The sequence below is a fragment of the Serratia sarumanii genome (genome assembly GCF_029962605.1).
Taxonomy (GTDB): Bacteria; Pseudomonadota; Gammaproteobacteria; order Enterobacterales; family Enterobacteriaceae; genus Serratia; species Serratia sarumanii.
Window position 1 is genome coordinate 2,591,426 of sequence record NZ_CP124750.1, and the last position, 18,419, is coordinate 2,609,844.

The 18,419-nt window shown below is 61.0% G+C and carries 19 protein-coding genes; 12 read left to right on the forward strand and 7 right to left on the reverse strand.

Features of this window, described 5'->3' with window-relative positions; genetic code table 11:
• Nucleotides 1-67: 67 nt before the first annotated feature.
• The 3 genes from nudI (at nt 68) to SSARUM_RS12330 (ending at nt 2,548) form a co-directional block, all read left to right on the forward strand.
• Complete coding sequence (gene nudI, locus SSARUM_RS12320) at nt 68-493, forward strand: nucleoside triphosphatase NudI (protein ID WP_033634632.1); 426 nt, start codon at nt 68-70, stop codon at nt 491-493.
• Between the two features lie 93 nt (nt 494-586).
• The gene (gene pbpG, locus SSARUM_RS12325) at nt 587-1,423 is read left to right on the forward strand and encodes a D-alanyl-D-alanine endopeptidase (protein WP_033634633.1); all 837 of its coding nucleotides are present in this window, start codon (nt 587-589) and stop codon (nt 1,421-1,423) included.
• A gap of 138 nt (nt 1,424-1,561) precedes the next feature.
• Nucleotides 1,562-2,548 (forward strand): MsnO8 family LLM class oxidoreductase, encoded by a 987-nt coding sequence (locus SSARUM_RS12330; RefSeq protein ID WP_060430126.1) that lies wholly within the window; start codon nt 1,562-1,564, stop codon nt 2,546-2,548.
• Here SSARUM_RS12330 and SSARUM_RS12335 read toward each other — a convergent pair.
• Nucleotides 2,545-3,849 carry an aminotransferase class I/II-fold pyridoxal phosphate-dependent enzyme gene (locus tag SSARUM_RS12335; protein ID WP_060387792.1) on the reverse strand — a complete coding sequence of 435 codons (1,305 nt, stop codon included), beginning with the start codon at nt 3,847-3,849 and terminating at the stop codon, nt 2,545-2,547. The two genes, SSARUM_RS12330 and SSARUM_RS12335, sit on opposite strands and share 4 nt — an antisense overlap.
• Before the next feature lie 66 nt (nt 3,850-3,915).
• Between SSARUM_RS12335 and SSARUM_RS12340 the strand changes: the two genes are divergently transcribed.
• Genes SSARUM_RS12340 through pdxY form a run of 3 tightly spaced genes read left to right on the forward strand, consistent with a single transcriptional unit; the run spans nt 3,916 to nt 5,729 of the window.
• Nucleotides 3,916-4,170, forward strand: coding sequence for a hypothetical protein (locus tag SSARUM_RS12340; RefSeq protein ID WP_033634636.1), 255 nt, complete (start codon nt 3,916-3,918; stop codon nt 4,168-4,170).
• Nucleotides 4,167-4,883 carry a glutamine amidotransferase gene (locus tag SSARUM_RS12345; RefSeq protein WP_039565986.1) on the forward strand — a complete coding sequence of 239 codons (717 nt, stop codon included), beginning with the start codon at nt 4,167-4,169 and terminating at the stop codon, nt 4,881-4,883. Before SSARUM_RS12340 ends, SSARUM_RS12345 begins: the two co-directional genes overlap by 4 nt.
• Before the next feature lie 3 nt (nt 4,884-4,886).
• Nucleotides 4,887-5,729, forward strand: coding sequence for a pyridoxal kinase (pdxY, locus tag SSARUM_RS12350; RefSeq protein WP_033648415.1), 843 nt, complete (start codon nt 4,887-4,889; stop codon nt 5,727-5,729).
• Nucleotides 5,730-5,772: 43 nt separating this feature from the next.
• Here the strand turns inward: pdxY and SSARUM_RS12355 are convergent, their stop codons facing one another.
• The 4 genes from SSARUM_RS12355 to SSARUM_RS12370 form a co-directional block, all read right to left on the reverse strand.
• Nucleotides 5,773-6,486 carry a flagellar brake protein gene (locus SSARUM_RS12355; protein WP_033634639.1) on the reverse strand — a complete coding sequence of 238 codons (714 nt, stop codon included), beginning with the start codon at nt 6,484-6,486 and terminating at the stop codon, nt 5,773-5,775.
• Nucleotides 6,487-6,562: 76 nt separating this feature from the next.
• Nucleotides 6,563-7,345, reverse strand: a complete 783-nt coding sequence (locus tag SSARUM_RS12360) for an N-formylglutamate amidohydrolase (RefSeq protein ID WP_033634640.1) — start codon at nt 7,343-7,345, stop codon at nt 6,563-6,565.
• Nucleotides 7,346-7,446: 101 nt separating this feature from the next.
• A complete protein-coding gene (gene olsF, locus SSARUM_RS12365; RefSeq protein WP_033648417.1) occupies nt 7,447-9,168 on the reverse strand; it encodes an ornithine lipid synthase OlsF in 1,722 nt (573 codons plus the stop codon).
• Nucleotides 9,169-9,337: 169 nt separating this feature from the next.
• Nucleotides 9,338-9,595: a hypothetical protein gene (locus SSARUM_RS12370; protein WP_126192093.1), complete on the reverse strand. Its 258-nt coding sequence runs from the start codon at nt 9,593-9,595 to the stop codon at nt 9,338-9,340.
• Nucleotides 9,596-9,856: 261 nt separating this feature from the next.
• On the opposite strand from SSARUM_RS12370, the gene SSARUM_RS12375 reads away from it, so the two are divergent.
• From SSARUM_RS12375 to uspE, 6 genes are all read left to right on the forward strand, one after another.
• The gene (locus SSARUM_RS12375) at nt 9,857-11,023 is read left to right on the forward strand and encodes an SIS domain-containing protein (protein ID WP_039565981.1); all 1,167 of its coding nucleotides are present in this window, start codon (nt 9,857-9,859) and stop codon (nt 11,021-11,023) included.
• A 9-nt stretch (nt 11,024-11,032) separates the two neighbouring features.
• The gene (locus tag SSARUM_RS12380) at nt 11,033-11,887 is read left to right on the forward strand and encodes a tagatose bisphosphate family class II aldolase (RefSeq protein WP_060430128.1); all 855 of its coding nucleotides are present in this window, start codon (nt 11,033-11,035) and stop codon (nt 11,885-11,887) included.
• A gap of 306 nt (nt 11,888-12,193) precedes the next feature.
• Nucleotides 12,194-12,505: a hypothetical protein gene (locus tag SSARUM_RS12385; RefSeq protein ID WP_033648420.1), complete on the forward strand. Its 312-nt coding sequence runs from the start codon at nt 12,194-12,196 to the stop codon at nt 12,503-12,505.
• 219 nt (nt 12,506-12,724) lie between these two features.
• On the forward strand, nt 12,725-13,249 hold the full coding sequence (ogt, locus tag SSARUM_RS12390) for a methylated-DNA--[protein]-cysteine S-methyltransferase (protein WP_047567308.1): 525 nt from the start codon (nt 12,725-12,727) through the stop codon (nt 13,247-13,249).
• 281 nt (nt 13,250-13,530) lie between these two features.
• On the forward strand, nt 13,531-14,295 hold the full coding sequence (locus SSARUM_RS12395) for an FNR family transcription factor (RefSeq protein ID WP_033634646.1): 765 nt from the start codon (nt 13,531-13,533) through the stop codon (nt 14,293-14,295).
• 127 nt (nt 14,296-14,422) lie between these two features.
• Nucleotides 14,423-15,385, forward strand: a complete 963-nt coding sequence (uspE, locus tag SSARUM_RS12400; protein WP_033648422.1) for a universal stress protein UspE — start codon at nt 14,423-14,425, stop codon at nt 15,383-15,385.
• A 53-nt stretch (nt 15,386-15,438) separates the two neighbouring features.
• Here the strand turns inward: uspE and pntB are convergent, their stop codons facing one another.
• Entirely contained in the window at nt 15,439-16,833 is a 1,395-nt protein-coding gene (gene pntB / locus SSARUM_RS12405) for a Re/Si-specific NAD(P)(+) transhydrogenase subunit beta (RefSeq protein ID WP_033634648.1), read from the reverse strand.
• Nucleotides 16,834-16,843: 10 nt separating this feature from the next.
• Nucleotides 16,844-18,373: a Re/Si-specific NAD(P)(+) transhydrogenase subunit alpha gene (gene pntA / locus SSARUM_RS12410; RefSeq protein ID WP_004938288.1), complete on the reverse strand. Its 1,530-nt coding sequence runs from the start codon at nt 18,371-18,373 to the stop codon at nt 16,844-16,846.
• Nucleotides 18,374-18,419: the final 46 nt, after the last annotated feature.

Consider the following 18,419-nt stretch of genomic DNA (forward strand, 5'->3'; position numbering starts at 1 on the left):
TTCTCTCACGCTAAGGGGCTAAACCCCATGTTAAAGTGGTTGCTTTCCATTTTGACAGGAGTCTTCCATGCGCCAGCGCATCATTGTCTGCCCGCTGATTGAAAACGATAACGCCTTCCTGCTGTGCAAAATGGCGGCGCACAAGGGCGTGTTCCCCGGCCAATGGGCACTGTCCGGCGGCGGCGTCGAGCCGGGTGAACAGATAGAACAGGCACTGCGGCGCGAAGTGCGCGAAGAGCTGGGCGCCGCGCTGATCCTCGACAGCATCACGCCCTGGACCTTCCGCGACGATGTGCGCATCAAAACCTACGCCGACGGCAGCCGGGAGCAAATCTACATGATTTACCTGATTTTCGACTGCCATGCCGCCAACCGCGACGTGACGATCAACGACGAGTTCGACGACTACGCCTGGGTGCCGCGTGAGCGTCTCGCGGACTACGATTTGAACGAGGCCACCCGCTTCACGCTGCAACAAAAGGGATTGTTGTAACAGTTTGAGCGATTATCGCCCTATTTTCTTCACATTTGCCGGGCAGACTCTTTTGATATTTTTTAATCACTTAGGGTCACTATTGCCGCCGTTATGCTTTTATCTCACGCTTTTCTCCGTCTGCCCGCCCGGCGCTTCGGCGCCGCCCTCCTGTTCAGCCTGCTGTTCGTTTTGGCGCCCGTGCATGCCGCTGCGCCGCCGCTGGTGCTGAACGCCAAATCGGTGCTGGTCGTCAATCAACGCACCGGAAAGACGCTCTATCAGAAGCAGCCGAACCGCGTGCTGCCGATCGCCTCGCTCACCAAGCTGATGACCGCCATGGTCGCCCTGGACAGCAAACGCCCGATGGGCAGCAGGCTGAAAGTCACCGCCGCCGATCGCGATCTGCTGAAGAAAACCCACTCGCGCCTGACCATCGGCTCGGTGCTCAGCCGCCGCGACATGCTGCACATCGCCCTGATGTCTTCGGAGAACCGCGCCGCTGCGGCGCTGAGCCGCAGCTATCCTGGCGGACGCAAGGCCTTCGTGGCGAAAATGAATCAGAAAGCGCGCGCCATCGGCATGAAACGCGCACGCTTCTACGATCCGACCGGGCTGACGCCGCGCAATGTGGCGACCGCCAACGATCTGCTGAAGATGGTCAATCACGCCTATCGCTATCAATCGATTCGCCGCTTCAGCACCGACAAGCAGCAGATCGTGCGTCCTGGCCGCGGCCAGCTGGTCTACCGCAGTTCCAACGGCCTGATCAACAACCCAGCCTGGAAGATCCAGCTGCAGAAAACCGGCTTTACCGACGAGGCCGGCCACTGCCTGGTGATGCGCACCACCATCAAAGGGCAGCCGGTGGTGATGATCCTGCTCGGCGCGCAGTCGCGCTACGGCCACTACCGTGACGCCATTCGTCTGAAGGCCTGGCTCGAAGGATAATAGCGCGGCGCTTTACCGATCTGCGCATATCCAAATTCGTTTTGGATCAATGGAATATCCTATCGCCAATCAGTATTAAGGCGCGCGCCGCCCGCATGGTATTTGTCAGGCATATCTGATGAGGAAAGGAGCGGGAAAATGGCTTATGCCTTGAGCATATTGGAAAAGAGTCCGATCGCCGACGGGGAAAGCGCCGCCCAGGCGCTGGCGCGCACGCTGCATCTGGCGCAACAGGCGGAACGCTGGGGCTATCGGCGTTTCTGGCTGGCGGAGCACCACAACACGCCGCAGCTCGCCTGCCCGTCGCCGGAAGTGCTGATCGGTTACCTGCTCGGCCAGACGTCGCGCATTCGCATCGGCTCCGGCGGCGTGATGCTGCAACACTACAGCGCCTACAAGGTGGCCGAAAACTTTAACCTGCTGGCGGCGTTGGCGCCGGGGCGCGTCGATCTCGGGGTGGGCAAAGCGCCCGGCGGGCTGCCGCTCGCCACCCAGGCGCTGCAGGCCGCCCATGACCGGCAACACAAACCGGCTTTCCCGCAGCAGCTGTCGCAGCTGACCGCCTATCTGAACGACGACGCCGAGCCCGGCCTGAGCGCCACGCCGCTGCCGCCGCACGGCGCTCAGCGCTTCCTGCTCGGCGCCAGCAAAGAGAGTGCGGCACTGGCGGCCGAATCCGGCTGGATTTTCGTGTTCGCCGCGCATCTGAACGGCAATCCGCAAGATATCAGCGCAGCGCTGGCGCACTACGCCGCACACAGCGGCGGCCGCAAGGCGCTGCTGGCGGTAGCGGCGATCGTGGCGCCAAGCGCGGAACAGGCCGCGGCGCTGGCGGCGGATATACAGCAATACCGCGTCCACGTCGCCGGTGAGCAGAGCGTGACCGTCGGCAGCCTGGCGCAGGCCGAGAGTTTCGTGCAGCAGGCCGGCGCCACCGACTACCGCATCGAGCCGCGGGAAAGCCATATCCTGCTCGGCACCGCGCCGCAGGTGCATCAGCAACTGGCGCAGCTGCAGCAGCGGTACGGCGTGGACGAGTTCATCATCGACACGCCGATCGGCGAACCGAGCGCCCGGCTCACCTCACTGCAGCTGCTGGCGGAGGAGAGCCTGACGCCGGCCTAGTTGATCGCCGTACTGGCCCGCATGGCGTCGGCCAGATCCTGCGCCAGAACCGCCAGCTGCGCCGGCGCCACGTTGGCCAGGCTGACGCGGATCGCAGGATCGCTCTTCAGACGAAAGGGCTCGCCGCCCTGCACCAGCCACCCCCGCTGCGCCATCAGCTGCGCGGCGGCGGTTTCCGAGCGCACCGGCAACCACAGGTGCAGCCCTTCACCTACCGCCAGCGCCGTGTGATTCAGCGCGTTGAGCCGTTGCACCAGTTCATCCCTTCTGGCCTGATACGCCTGCTGCGCCCGCTGCAGCTGCCCTTCCTGCAAAGCCTGCCCCCACAGCCTGGCGGCGATCTGCTGCAAGATATGGCTGACCCAGCGCTCGCTGATGTACTGATCGGCGCGCATTGCCTGCAGCAACGTCGGGTTGCCGCAGGCCAGCGCGATGCGCAGATCCGGGCTGAGAAACTTGCTCAGCGACAGCACGTACAGCCCGCGATCGCCGTCGAACGGCAGATGCAGCGGCTGCTGCGACAGCGGCCCCCAGAAGTCGTCGACGATCGCCAGACACTGCGGATTTGCGCTGAGAAAACGCCGCCACTGCTGCGCGCGTTGCGCAGAGAGCGAGGCGCCGGTCGGATTGTGGGCGCGCGGCGTCAGGATCACCGCGCCCGCCGCTCCGCTTTCCGGCAACCGACACCCCTGTTCATCCATCGCCAGCGGCAGCGGCCGCAGACGCAGGTGGCGCAGCAGCGTCAATAGCGGCGGCCAGCAGGGATCTTCCACCCACACCGCCGCGCCCGGCTGCATATGGCAGCGCAGCGCCTTTTCCATCGCGTCCAGCGCGCCGGAGAACACCGCCGGTTCCCCCAGCGTGACGCCCTGGCGGCCGAGCCACTCGCGCCCCAGGCCGGTCAATACCGGCAGATCGCCGCTGATGTCATAGCCGTTTTGCTGCGGGAACGCCTCCGCCGCGCCCAGCGCCAACGCCGGCAACAATGCGGCATCGAGATTGCCGCTGGCCAGATCGCACATCCCCGCCGGCACCTGGCGCGGCGCATAGGCCGCACTCACCGCCGCCAGCGGCGGCTCCAGCACCACCGTTCCCGCCCGCCCGCGCGTCGCCACCAGACCGGCATCGCGCAATCGGGCGTATGCGCTGGCGACGGTATTCGGATTGACCTCCAGCTCCGCCGCCAGCTGGCGTACCGGCGGCAACAGCTCGCCCGGCCGCAGCGCGCCGTCTTTGATGCGTGCGGCGATCTGCTCGGCAATCTGGACAGCGCCGCCGCCTTTTGCATACAATGAAGTCATACATAAATCCTTTTGTACTAGTTCAAAACAGATTAACAGCTTCCGCGGCCAAAAGTAAGGGGTTCCATGGATAAACATTACGTGCTCGACATTCAGTATGCAGGAAAGGCCTTTGCCCGCCTGCAGATGTTCACGCCCTGGGCGGCCGATCAGCTGGAGCAGGCGTGCGCGCTGTTCCCGGCCGCGCAGGGTTATCAGGTACAGCTCAGCCAGGTCAGCGAACGCCGCATCGTCTACCAGAGCGGCGCGCAAGGCATCGCGGTGCTGGGCGAGTCGCTGGCGCTGACGCCGTTCACCCACGCTCACGAGGTTAAACAATGAAAAAAGCCGTCGCCATTCGACACGTCAATTTTGAAAACCTGGGCATCCTCGGTTCCCTGCTCTCGCTGCGCGGCTATCAGATCGACTATTACGATGCCGGCCGCGATGATATTCGTGCTATCAATAATGAAGAGACCGATCTGTTGGTGGTGCTCGGCGGGCCGATCAGCGCCGCCCAACACTTTTCCGGCGCGCAGCGCTATGATTTTCTCGACCATGAATTGGCGCTGGTCAAACAGCGGCTGGCGCAGCGGCGGCCGACCCTTGGGGTGTGTCTCGGCGCGCAGGTGATCGCCCAGGCGTTGGGCGCCGACGTGATCTCGCTCGGCGTCAAAGAGATCGGTTTCACCCCGCTGACCACGCTCACGGCGCAAGACGACTCGGTGCTGGCACCGCTGGCCGATACGCCGGTGCTGCATTGGCACGGCGATATGTTCACGATCCCGGAGGGCGCCCGCTGCCTGGCCGGCACGGCGGTTTGCCCGCATCAGGCCTTCGACTATCAGGGGTTCGCGCTCGGGCTGCAGTTCCATCTGGAGGCGGATCATCGCGATATCGAACGCTGGCTGATTGGCCATGCCTGCGAACTGGAACTGGCCGGCATCGCGCCCCAGAGCCTGCGCGAACAGGCGGCGCGCCACGGCGCACAGCTGGAACAGCGCGCGCGGCAGGTGTTCGCCCGCTGGCTGGATAATAACGAACCAAGGATGTAACTCATGCAACAGACTTCACCCTTGCGATCACCGTCCATCGACGTGATCAGCATTCAATCTCAGGTGGTCTACGGCAGCGTCGGCAACGGCATCGCCTACCGCGCCCTGCTGAAAAAAGGGCTGGAAGCGCTGCAGGTGCCCAGCGTGCTGTTCGGCTGCCCGCCCTATTACGGCAAGCCGCACGGCGGCGTCATCTCCGGCGAGTGGTTCGGCGGCTTTCTCGACGATCTGATCGCCCGCGGCGTGATGAAGCGCGCCCGGGCGGTGATCGTCGGCTATCTAGGCGACGTGATGCAGTGCCATATTCTGGCCAACTGGCTGCAGCGGGTGCGCGCCCTCAATCCGCAGATAAAGATCTATATCGATCCGGTGATGGGCGATTACGGTGAAGGGATCTACGTGGATGAGCGCATCGTCAACTGCTATCGCTCACCGTTCCTGCGGCTGGCCAACGGCCTGACGCCGAACGGTTTCGAACTGGAGCAGCTGTGCGGCCGGCAACTGAGCAGCCAAGAGCAGACGCAGCACGCCGCGCAGGCGCTATTGAACGACACCACCGAATGGGTGCTGGTCACCAGCGCGCCGGGCGTGGCGCAGCACGAAGACGAAGTGGGATTGATGCTGGTCACCCGGCAGGAAACGCAGTGCTTTACCCATCCGAAGGTCAAATCGGCGGTCAAAGGCACCGGCGATCTGTTCGCCGCACTGCTGGTAAGCCATCTGCTGCACGGCGCCGCGCTTGACGCAGCCGTGGTCGCCGCCGGCGGCGAAGTGTGCGACGTGCTGGCCGAAGCGGCGCATTTCGGTTGGGAAGAGATCGGCAGCCTGCGGGCGTTACAGTCGTAAGGCCAGTGGAGAGTCAGGGGCAGCGTGCCGCCCCTGATAAATATCAGCGTTTTTTCTTTTTGTTGAAATCCAGCTCGAAGGCGAACACCGCGCTTTGAATTTTGCGCTCCATCGCCAGCCCCAGCTTGAGGAAGCGGCATGACAAGCGCGAGAAGTGCACCACCTGATCGTTATCGTCGGTTTCCTGATCGTCGTTGACTACCACCAGCTCCATGTTGACCTTGAAGCTGCCGTAGCTGCCCAAATCCAACTCCGCTTTCTTGAACTGCAGGCCCGGCTGGAAGAAATCCGGCAGCGGGCCGTCGAAACGCAAACCGACGCCGCCGGCGGACAGATCGTGGATCCGCAGCTCATAAGGCGTGCCGTTCGGGTATTCGCCGGTACAGAAGAATTGGCGCCAGTGCGGCGTGGTGATGCGGAACTGGCGACGGCGCTGGATGTAGACCAACTCCTGCGGCAGCCGGGTCGAGCAGGCCTGGACGCCCTGATGTTCGGTCAGCTCCGCCTGGCCGACGGAAAACTCGATTTTGGCGTCGTTGCTTTCAATAACGATGGTGCAGGCGCCGTCGATGGCGTTTTCCGCTTCCTCACCGCTAAACACGATATTGTCCGGCCCGACGCTCAATAACAGACTTTGAAACCGGTGCTGCTGATTTTCTACGCGCAGCGGCGTGCGTTGTTTGCAAATTTCACGCAGAATCGCCAGAACTTCAAAACGCTCCCGTTTGATAAACAGTCCGTTATCGCTGTGCTCCACACGTCTCTCCTGACTTTTTTTCTAATGACGTATTACGTATTCCTTACGGTTATCATCTCTGGGAATATTCCTAAAGTCAAATTTGCCAGCGCTGCCAGGCCTGCGGCAGCAGGCGTGCGAAACGTTTCGCCCACGCCTGTTGCCCACGTTCGTCGGCGATCAGATCCTGGCGGATTTCGATGCCGACATAAGGCAAACCGCGGCGTTCCGCATGGACCGGCAACGTGTAGTCGGTGGCGTCGGTCATTGCATAGGGTTCGTTGATCCCCACCTGCAAATCTCCCTCTTCGCGCAGCAGCTCGGCCAGCAGATGGGCAAATTCCGGGTAGCGGTTAAACAGCAGCCCCACCTGCCAGGGGCGCGATGCCCCTTTGAACACCGGCGTGAAACTGTGCATGGCGATCACCGCCGTCGGCAGTTCGCGCAGTTGGCGTTGCCCCAGATGATCGTCGATGGCGTGGTGATACGGCAAAAACACCTCGCGCTCGCGCGCCAGCGCGTGCTCGGCGTCGATACCGATATTGCCGGGGATCGGCGTCAACTCGGACAAATGCGGGATCGAGCTGGCGATGCCGGGCGCCCGGTTGCAGTCGATCACCAGCCGTGAGTAACGCTGGTGGATCAGCGTGGCGTCCAACTGGCGGCTCAGATGGCGCGACACGCTCAGCGCGCCGATGTCCCAGCCGATGTGGCGTTCGATCTCCCCCGGCGGCAAACCGAGGTCGCCGAGGGATTGCGGGATCGCCTTGCCGGCGTGATCGCACAGCAGCAAAAAGGGCGCTTTGCCGCGCGGGATTTCAACGGCGGCGGCAGAGGGTTCGTCGGCGGACAATAACGGCGGGATAAACGAGTGAGGCATGACGGGCTCCGGCGGTGGAAAGCAAAACGTTTATCGTAGCGCTATCCCGTCGCCGGCCCCAAGGTCGTGCTTAGATCAAAAAGGCATGAGTCAGACTGTAGTCATGCCGTCTCGGCTGGCTGCGGCTGGTGCACCGCGATATAACGCTGATAGCGCGACGGCTTGAGCCGCGTGGTATCCACCAGCACCAGCCCGTCGATGCAGTTGTTGAAAGCCGGATCGGTGCCGAAGTCGATAAACTGTACCCCGCCCGGCTCGCACAGTTCGGTGTACTGCTTGTACAGCGTCGGGATCGAGCAGCCGATATTGCTGAGCAGGCTCTTGAGCCGCACCAGATCTTCCTGGTAGTTATCCCCGGCAAACTGCGCCAGCACCTGCGGCAGCGACGCCGGATAAGGCCGGCGCGATTGCGCGAAGGCGTGGTCCGGCGAGAAATAGAGCCGATAGAAGGCGATCAGCAAATCGCGCGCCGCCAGCGGCATGCCGCCGGAGATCGACACCGGGCCGAACAGATAGCGATACTGCGGGTATTTCGCCAGGTAGGCGCCAATGCCCAGCCACAAATAGTCCAGCCCGCGCTTGCCCCAATAGGCCGGCTGAATGAAGCTGCGCCCCAGCTCGATCCCCTGCGCCAGGATCGGCTCCATATCGCGATCGTAGTGGAACAGGCTGTTGCTGTAGATGCTTTCCAGCCCTTTGCGCGCGATTTGTTCGGCGGTGGGGATAAAGCGATAGGCGCCGACGATCTCCAGCTCCTCCTCATCCCACAGCACCAGGTGGTAGTAATCGTCGTCATAGCTGTCCAGATCGCGGCGGCGGCCGGAGCCTTCTCCTACCGCGCGGAAGGCGATTTCGCGCAGACGCCCCAGTTCGCGCAGGATCGGCGTGCGCGCTTCGTCGTGGCGGCGATAGAGGTAGATGGTTTTACCGTCCGGCGTTACCCCCAACCGCTCGCAGTTCGCCAACGCCTTTTTCAGCTCCAGACGCTCTTCCGGCAGCGCGATCGGCGACTCGCTGGCGAACAGCCCCGGCTTGCCCTGGCCCAGGCGATACACGTGGCGGCGAAAACGCTCCGCCAGATCCTTGGCGCTGGTGTGGCCGTCGTGCCAGCTGGCGAACGGCACGCGGCCGCCGACGCGGATCTTGATGCGCCCGCCCCGCTGCTGGAACATTTCGCGCACCAGCAGCAGCGTCGACAGCGGCCGGTAGACCAGCGAGGTAAAGTAGAACAGGTTGCTGTTGCGCGCGCTGATGTGGATCGGCACGATCGGCGCCCGCGCCTTGGCGGCCAGGCGCAGAAAACCGGTATGCCAGTGGCCGTCGCGGATGCCTTTCGGGCTCATGCGCGACACTTCGCCGGCCGGGAACAGGATCAGTGCGCCCTGATTGTCCAGCTGCCGCTGCATGCCTTCAATCTGTTTGCGGCTGGTTTTATAAGCGACGTTATCCACCGGCACGAACAGGTTGCGCAGCGGTTCGATGTAGGTCAGCAGCTGGCTGGCCACCACTTTCACATCCGGGCGCACCGCCGCGACGGCGCGCAGCAGCACCAGGCCGTCGAGCGAGCCGATCGGGTGATTGGCCACCAGCACCACCGGCCCCTGGCTCGGGATGTTTTCCAGATCGCCGTCCACCAGCTCGCAGCTGAGGTTGAAGTAGTCCACCACCTGCTCGATCAGATCGAGACCTTTCAGGTGGGGATAGTCGGCGGCGAACTGTTTGAATTCTTTTTCGAAGAGAAGGGTTCTTAGCAGGCTGCGCTGCCAGGCAGGGGTATTGCGGTGTGGAAATGCATCTTGCAACAGAGAATCCAGGCTGAACATCGCGTTATCTCCTGACGTAGTCGCTGCAAACTTAAGCCAGAGCCGTGACTCTGACGTGTCAGTTACATGACAATAAAATGAATCCATCGACTATCAGGTATAGCAAAGTAATGGCGATTTGGGAGCGAAAGACGCATTTTCGTCCCCACTTGCCCTCACATCGGCGCCGCTAGCGGCGTACGCGGAACAGCACGGTTACGCGCGCCGGCATAAAAAAACAGTGAAAGCCCGGCGATTGTCGAATTACCGCTGCGGCTTTCGTCATCGGCAGACTGAATAAATAGACGCCGAGAATTGTCGACTGATAAATAACGAATTTGCCGTTTTCACTTTGCGTTGACACCGCTTTCGCTTGCCGCTCAATCGAAAGCAAAAATAAATATAACCAACTGATAGATATAAGTATTTTTAAAATAACCGATTGCATTTCAGCGTTTCGTTTGCTGTAATTCGCCATAACTAACTGAAAGCGTTCCGGTCGGTATCGCCGCGGCTTATTAAGCCGTGGTCGGGCACGGCTACCGGTAAATCAGGAGTTTGCGTTAATGCCCAATACCGCAACACGCCGGGAATTAATTATCGACCCGCAGCAGTGCAGGATCGGTGCTTGCCTACAGGCGCTGCACCATTAGAGGGAGCGACGTGATTATCGCCGACCGTTAACCAAGGCTTTTAAGGAGTTGTCATCATGAACGCGTATTTCTCTTACGAGGCGGATTGGCTGAAGCAGCGCAACGCCTGGCACACCGCCGCAGAGATTTGGCAGCAGCCGGATCTGTGGGCCGCGCTGCACCGGCAATTGCAGGATCAACAGGTGCAGTGGCAGCCGTTCCTGGCGCCGCTGCTGGCCAATCCGCGCCTGCAAATCGTACTGTGCGGCGCCGGCAGCTCGGCGTTCGCCGGCCGCGCCCTGGCGCCCTGGCTGCGCGAACGAACCGGCCGCGACGTGGCGGCCTACGGCACCACCGATATCGTCGCCAATCCGCGGCAGTATCTCGACCCTGAGCGGCCGACGCTGCTGGTCTCCTTCGCCCGCTCGGGCAACAGCCCGGAGAGCGTGGCGACGGTGGAGCTGGCCGACCAGCTGCTGCCGGAAAGCTATCACCTGATGCTGGTCTGCAACCCGGACAGCCGGCTGGCGCAGTATGCGCATCAGCGTGGCAACGTCTGTTCGCTGGTGATGCCGCAAGGCTCCAACGATCAAAGCTTCGCCATGACCTCCAGCTTCAGCTGCATGATGCTGAGCGCCGCGCTGTTGCTCGGCCCGGCTTCGCTCGAGGCCGCCCAGGCGCCGCTCAACGCCATGGTGCAGCGCTGCCGCACACTGCGCGAAACGCTGCAGCCGCAGGTGAAGGCGCTGGCCGCCAGCGGTTTCCGCCGTTATATCACCCTCGGCGGTAGCTGCTTTACCGGCCTCGCCGAAGAGGCCTCGCTCAAGATGCTGGAGCTGACCGCCGGCCGTATCGTTACACGCTACGACTCGCCGCTCGGCCTGCGCCACGGCCCGAAATTCATGGTCGACGGCCAGACGTTGGTGGTGCTGATGTTCTCCCGCGACGACTATGCCCGCCAGTATGACCGCGATCTGTGGAACGAACTGCAGCGCGACAGGCTGGCGATGCAGTTGGTCGGGTTGACCGGCGAGCGCCAACCCCTGTCCGATGCCCTGCTGCCTATGCACGACGCGGCCGACGATATCTGGCTGCTGTTCCCGTATCTGCTGTTCACCCAGATGCTGGCCTTCGAGAGTTCGCTGGCGCTGGGGCTGACCCCGGACAATCCTTGCCCGACCGGCGAGGTCAACCGGGTGGTGAAAGGCGTGACGATTTACCGTTTTCCTTCCCCGGTGCTGTAAGGAGATCCTATGTATCTGATAGCCAACCGAGAAATGCTGCTCAAGGCGCAGCGTCAGGGTTACGCCGTCCCGGCGTTTAACGTCCACAATCTGGAAACCGTGCAGGTGGTGGCGGAAACCGCCGCCGAACTGCGCTCCCCGGTGATCATGGCCGGCACGCCCGGCACCTTCAGCTATGCCGGCACCGACTACCTGATCGGCATTTGCCAATCGGCCGCGCACCGCTACGATCTGCCGCTGGCGCTGCATCTGGATCATCACGAAGAGCTGGACGACATCGAGCACAAGGTGAAAAGCGGCATCCGCTCGGTGATGATCGACGGTTCGCATTTGCCGTTCGAGCAGAACATCGCCAAGGTGGCCGCCGCAGTGGCCCTATGCCATCGCTACGGCGCCAGCGTGGAGGCAGAGCTGGGGCGCCTGGGCGGGCAGGAAGACGATCTGATCGTCGATACGGCGGACAGCTTCTATACCGACCCGGCGGCGGCACGCGAGTTCGTCGCCGCCACCGGCATCGATTCGCTGGCGGTGGCGATCGGTTCCGCCCACGGCCTGTATCACGGCGAGCCGAAGCTGGACTTCGATCGTCTGGCGCTGATCCGCAAACAGGTGGACGTGCCCCTGGTGCTGCACGGCGCCTCCGGCATTCCGGAGGCGATGGTCAAACGCGCGATCTCGCTCGGCGTCTGCAAGGTCAACGTCGCCACCGAACTGAAAATCGCCTTCGCCGATGCGGTGAAAAGCTACTTTTCACAGCACCCGGATGCCAATGACCCGCGCAAATACATTGTCCCCGGCAAGCTGGCGATGAAAGAAGTGGTGGCGGAAAAGATCCGCATCTGCGGCAGCAGCGGTATGCTGTAACCCCCCGCTCGCCCCCGGTTCCTGCGGTTGCGGCACGGGGGCGAAAACATCCCGCCCTTTCCCGCTTTCCTGAGAGAACGATCACAGCCTTTTACCCTGCCCGCGCCGGAAACCATTAACCGGTCTTCACTATGATCCAAATCATGGTTTTACCCACCCTACCTCCTTACTATCAAATTCATTGAATTCAGGCAGTAGGATTTTTGCCCATTCGTTTTTATTTCGCCAGGCGAAATAGCTTATTTGATGAAAACAAGGGCGCTTGTTTTTAATTGGCAGTGTTTTTTATTCTGAGAGGAACAGCGTATGAACCATTACTTAGCCGTATTAAGCGCATTGGTCATTCTGCCCTTCGCTCTGCAAGCAAAACCGCTTTCCGGCAGCCAGGTCGCCTCCGGCGTCGTGCGCTTCACCGGCGCCATTACCACCCCGGCCTGCACCATCACACATCAGGATGAACAGCTTGTCTCCAACTGCTTCGGTAAAGTGACGGAATATCAGAACGGATATATTTCCTCTTCGTTAAAAGAGATGCCAAAAGAATTAGTCTCTGCCGTCACCAGCGAAATAGTGAATAACGATCCCCATTTAAAGCGCGTGACCATCAGCTATAAGTAACGCCAACGCGTTAATGCCTGGTGAAATAATAAACAGAACACAGCTTGCCTTGATTACTTATAAATTTATTTTATAAATTTATCGAACAATGACTCCACGGCTTACCCTGAGTCGGCTATTTGGGCAACCCTGCGGTTGCCCATCAGCATGTCCGAAATCCGCCATCGCTTCCCCCGCTTTCGTGCGATAATCGCCATACCAAACCGAGGAGTGATCCAGATGCAGACTTTTTTGATTGATCGTACCGCCACGCCGGTGGGAGAACTGGTGCTGATTGCCGATGAACAGGGGCGCCTGCGGGCGATTGACTGGACCGATCACGAAGCGCGCCTGATGAAGCTGCTGAATACCCACTACCGCGCCGATCGCTTCACCCTGCGCGAGCAGCGCGATCCCGGCGGCCTGACCGATGCGATGCAACGCTATTTCGCCGGTGAGCTGAGCATTATCGATCGGCTGCCGGTGATGACCGCCGGCACCGAGTTCCAACGCACCGTGTGGCAACAGCTGCGCCAAATCCCGTGCGGCGAGATCCTGACCTACGGCCAGCTGGCGCAACGCATCGGCCGTCCGACCGCCTCGCGCGCGGTCGGCATGGCCAACGGTTCGAATCCGATCAGCATCGTGGTGCCCTGCCACCGGGTGATCGGTTCGCAGGGCGCGCTGACCGGCTATGCCGGCGGCGTACAGCGCAAGCAGTGGCTGTTGCAGCATGAAGGCTACCTGCCGAAAAGTTTGCTGTAGCCGCGGCGATGAGCTCATCCAGCGCCATTGTTTGGCGCTGCTTAATAAAGCACGTTGCTCAACGCCGCGCTCGTCCCCGCTTTGGCACTATCAATAACTTGTGTGAATAAAACGCATAAGTCACAAATAATGCTCATAACTTCAGTCCCATACAGAATAATCGGCGGCATGTGTGCGCAAAATTCGCACACAATACCCCTATTCATGCTAATGCCACCCTTATCAGCTGCTGCAAAAGATGTTAAAATTGACTCATATCAATTATTGAATGAGCGTAATCTATGATCCCGGAAAAACGCGTGATTCGTCGTATCCAGTCTGGTGGTTGTGCGATCCATTGCCAGGACTGCAGCATCAGCCAGCTGTGCATTCCTTTCACCCTTAATGCCCACGAGCTGGACCAGCTCGACAACATTATCGAGAGGAAAAAGCCCATCCAGAAAGGCCAGACCCTGTTCAAGGCCGGCGACGAGTTGAAGTCGCTGTACGCGATCCGTTCCGGGACCATCAAAAGCTATACCATCACCGAGCAAGGCGACGAGCAGATCACCGGCTTCCACCTCGCGGGCGATCTGGTGGGCTTCGACGCCATCGGCGGTCTGAAGCACCCGAGTTTTGCCCAGGCGCTGGAAACCTCGATGGTGTGTGAGATCCCGTTCGAAACCCTCGACGATCTGTCCGGCAAAATGCCTAACCTGCGTCAGCAGATCATGCGGCTGATGAGCGGCGAGATCAAAGGCGACCAGGACATGATCCTGCTGCTGTCGAAGAAAAATGCCGAAGAGCGCCTGGCGGCGTTCGTTTACAACCTGTCACGCCGCTTCGCGGAGCGCGGCTTCTCACCGCGCGAGTTCCGTTTGACCATGACCCGCGGCGACATCGGCAACTACCTCGGCCTGACGGTGGAAACCATCAGCCGCCTGCTGGGCCGCTTCCAGAAAAGCGAAATCCTCAGCGTGAAAGGCAAATACATCACCATCGAAAACGCCGACGCCCTGTCGGTGCTGGCCGGTACGCCGCGCATCAACGTGTCCGTTAACGCCTGATTCTCCTGCCGGATCAACATTTCACTGAAATTGTTGATCCGGCGCCGCTTCTGTTGTTGTTCTGTTTTTCAATGTTGGGTTACTCTGTAAATTAACAGACTGTTGATTTCAGCTGTAAGGAGGCCCTATGGCGAAGTATCAGAATCTTCTGGTGGCTATTGACCCCAATCAGGACGACCAGCCGGCATTGCGCCGCGCCGTGTACCTGGTGAAACGGAACGGCGGGCGCATCAAAGCCTTCCTGCCCATTTATGACTTCTCTTACGAAATGACGACCCTGCTCTCCCCGGACGAAAGAACGGCGATGCGGCAAGGTGTGATCAGCCAACGCGCCGCCTGGATCAACGAGCAGTGCCGCTTTTACCTCAACGACGGCGTGCCGATCGAAATCAAAGTGGTCTGGCACAACCGCCCCTTCGAAGCCATCATTCAGGAAGTGCTTTCCGGCCAGCATGATCTGCTGCTGAAAATGGCGCACCAGCACGACCGGCTGGAGTCGGTGATCTTCACCCCCACCGACTGGCACCTGCTGCGCAAATGCCCTTGCCCGGTGTGGATGGTGAAAGACCAGCCCTGGCCGGAAGGCGGTAAAGCGCTGGTGGCGGTCAACCTGGCCAGCGAAGAACCCTATCACGATCCGCTCAATATCAAACTGGTGCAAGAAACCGTCGAACTGGCGCAGAACGTCAACCAGACCGAGGTTCACCTGGTCGGCGCCTATCCCGTTACTCCGATCAACATCGCCATCGAGCTGCCCGATTTCGATCCGAGCGTCTACAACGACGCCATCCGCGGCCAGCATCTGATCGCCATGAAGGCGCTGCGGCAGAAATTCTGCATTAAGGAAGAGTTCACCCACGTGGAAAAAGGCCTGCCGGAAGAGGTGATCCCCGATCTGGCCGAACACCTGCAGGCCGGCGTGGTGGTTCTGGGCACGCTGGGCCGCACCGGCATTTCGGCGGCCTTTATCGGCAACACCGCGGAACATGTGATCGACCATCTGAAATGCGATCTGCTGGTGATTAAGCCGGAGAACTTCAACTGCCCGATTGAGACGGATGAAGACGATGAGCACGACGACGAAGATTAACCCTCGCGCATAAAAAACGGGCCGCTTAGCGGCCCGTTTTTTTGGTTGCTCACTTACTTCTGCAATGCCCGCAGAATCGCTTCCACGCTGTCTTTGGCGTCGCCGAACAGCATCTGGGTGTTCTCTTTGAAGAACAGCGGGTTCTGCACGCCGGCGTAGCCGGTGTTCATCGAGCGTTTGAACGCGATCACGTTCTGCGCTTTCCACACTTCCAATACCGGCATGCCGGCGATCGGGCTGCGCGGATCCTCCAGCGCCGCCGGGTTCACCGTGTCGTTGGCGCCGATCACCAGCACGGTGTCGGTATCCGGGAAATCTTCGTTGATTTCATCCATCTCCAGCACCACGTCGTACGGCACCTTCGCCTCCGCCAGCAGCACGTTCATGTGGCCCGGCAAACGCCCCGCGACCGGGTGAATGCCGAAACGCACCTTCACGCCGCGCGCCCGCAGTTTCTCGGTGATTTCCGCCACCGGATATTGCGCCTGCGCCACCGCCATGCCGTAACCCGGGGTGATGATCACCGAGGTGGAGTTCTTCAGCTGCTCGGCCACCTCTTCCGCCGTGGTTTCACGGTATTCGCCCATCTCTTCGGCGTCGCCGGTGGACGAACCGTCACTGCCGAAGCCGCCGGCGATCACGCTGATAAACGAGCGGTTCATCGCCTTGCACATGATGTAAGACAGGATCGCACCCGAAGAACCCACCAGCGCGCCGGTGACGATCAGCAGATCGTTGCTCAGCATGAAGCCCGCCGCGGCGGCCGCCCACCCCGAGTAGGAGTTAAGCATCGATACCACCACCGGCATGTCGGCGCCGCCGATCGAGGCCACCAGATGCCAGCCGAACGCCAACGCGATCGCCGTCATCAGCAGCAGCGTAACCACCTGCCAGCCCACGCTGTCGGTACGCACGAACGCCACCAGCAGCAGGAACGAGATCACCAGCGCCGCCAGATTCAGCTTGTGGCGGTTCGGCAGCATCAGCGGCTTGGAAGAGATGATGCCACGCAGCTTGCCGAAGGCGACGATCGAACCGGTGAAGGTGACCGCGCCGATAAAGATGCCGAGGAACACTTCGGTCAGATGGATGTTCGCCATCACCGGCTCCATCGGCGCGCCGTGATCCAGGTAGCTGTTGAAGCCGACCAGCACCGCCGCCAGGCCAACGAAGCTGTGCAGCACCGCCACCAGTTCCGGCATTTCGGTCATCTCGACCTTCCTGGCCAGATAGACGCCGATCGAGCCGCCGATGATCATGGCGATGATGATCCAGCCGACGTTGCCGGAATCCGGCCCCAGAATGGTGGCGATCAGCGCGATCGCCATGCCGGCGACGCCGAACAGGTTGCCCTGCTTCGACGTTTCATGGCGCGACAGGCCCGCCAGGCTGAAAATAAACAAAATAGCGGCAACAATGTATGCAGCTGTAACCAATCCTCCAGACATTTGCTACCCCTTAGTTCTTGCGGAACATCTTCAGCATGCGCTGAGTGACGGTGAACCCACCGAAAATATTGATGCTGGCGATCAGCACGGCGATAAAGGAGAGGAAACTCACCCAGCCGCCATGGCCGATCTGCAACAGCGCGCCGACCACGATAATCCCTGAGATCGCGTTGGTGACCGACATCAACGGGGTATGCAGCGCATGGCTGACGTTCCAGACCACGTAGTAACCGACCACGCAGGCCAGCGCGAACACGGTAAAGTGCGACAGGAACTCTTTCGGCGCCGCGTCCGCCAACCAGCCGAACAGCAGGATCGCCAGAGCCATCAGGCCGTACTTCAGCCACGGCGAGGTCGGTTTGGCTTCGGGTTTGGCGGCCGGTGCGGCGGCGGGGGCCGCTTTCGGCTGGGCGGAGACCTGGATCGGCGGCGCCGGCCAGGTGATTTCACCGCTGCGCACCACGGTAACGCCGCGGATCACCGTATCGTCGAAATCGATGTCGATCTCGCCGTTTTTCTCTTTCGACAGCAGCTTCAGCAGGTTGACCAGGTTGGTGCCGTACAGCTGCGAAGATTGGGTCGGCAGGCGGCTCGGCAGATCGGTATAGCCGATGATTTTCACGCCGTTGTCGGTCACGGTAATGGTGTCGGCCACGGTCAGCTCGCAGTTGCCGCCGGTTTGCGCCGCCAGATCGACGATCACGCTGCCCGGCTTCATCGACGCCACCATCTCTTTGGTGATCAGTTTCGGCGCCGGTTTACCCGGGATCAGCGCGGTGGTGACGATGATATCGACCTCCGCCGCCTGCGCGGCGAACAGCGCCATCTCGGCCTTGATAAAGGCTTCGGACATTACTTTGGCGTAACCGTCGCCGCTGCCCGCTTCCTCTTCAAAATCCAGCTCGAGGAATTCCGCGCCCATGCTCTGCACCTGCTCTTTCACTTCCGGGCGGGTATCGAAGGCGCGCACGATGGCACCGAGGCTGCCCGCGGCGCCGATCGCCGCCAGGCCGGCCACGCCGGCGCCGATGATCATCACCTTGGCCGGCGGCACTTTGCCCGCGGCGGTGATCTGGCCGGTGAAGAAACGGCCGAACTCATGCGCCGCTTCGACGATCGCGCGGTAGCCGGCGATGTTGGCCATCGAGCTCAGCGCGTCCATCGACTGGGCGCGCGAGATGCGCGGCACCGAGTCCATCGCCAGCGCGGTGACATTGCGCGCCGCCAGCTTAGCCATCAATTCGGGGTTTTGCGCCGGCCAGATAAAGCTGACCAGCGTGCTGCCTTCGCGCATCAAGGCGATCTCGTCGTCTTGCGGCGCGTTGACTTTCAGAATCAGATCCGACTGCCACACTTCGCTTTCGTCGACCAGCGCCGCGCCGGCGGCTTCGTAGGCGACGTCCTCAAAACTGGCCAGTTTGCCCGCCCCGCGTTCAATCGCGACGGTAAAACCCAGCTTCAGCAGTTGTTCCACCGTTTTCGGCGTGGCTGCGACCCGGGCTTCATTGGCCAACCGCTCTCTTGGTACACCAATACGCATAATGTTCCCTTCTCACCTGTCTTGGATGATGTTTATTATTTTCCTG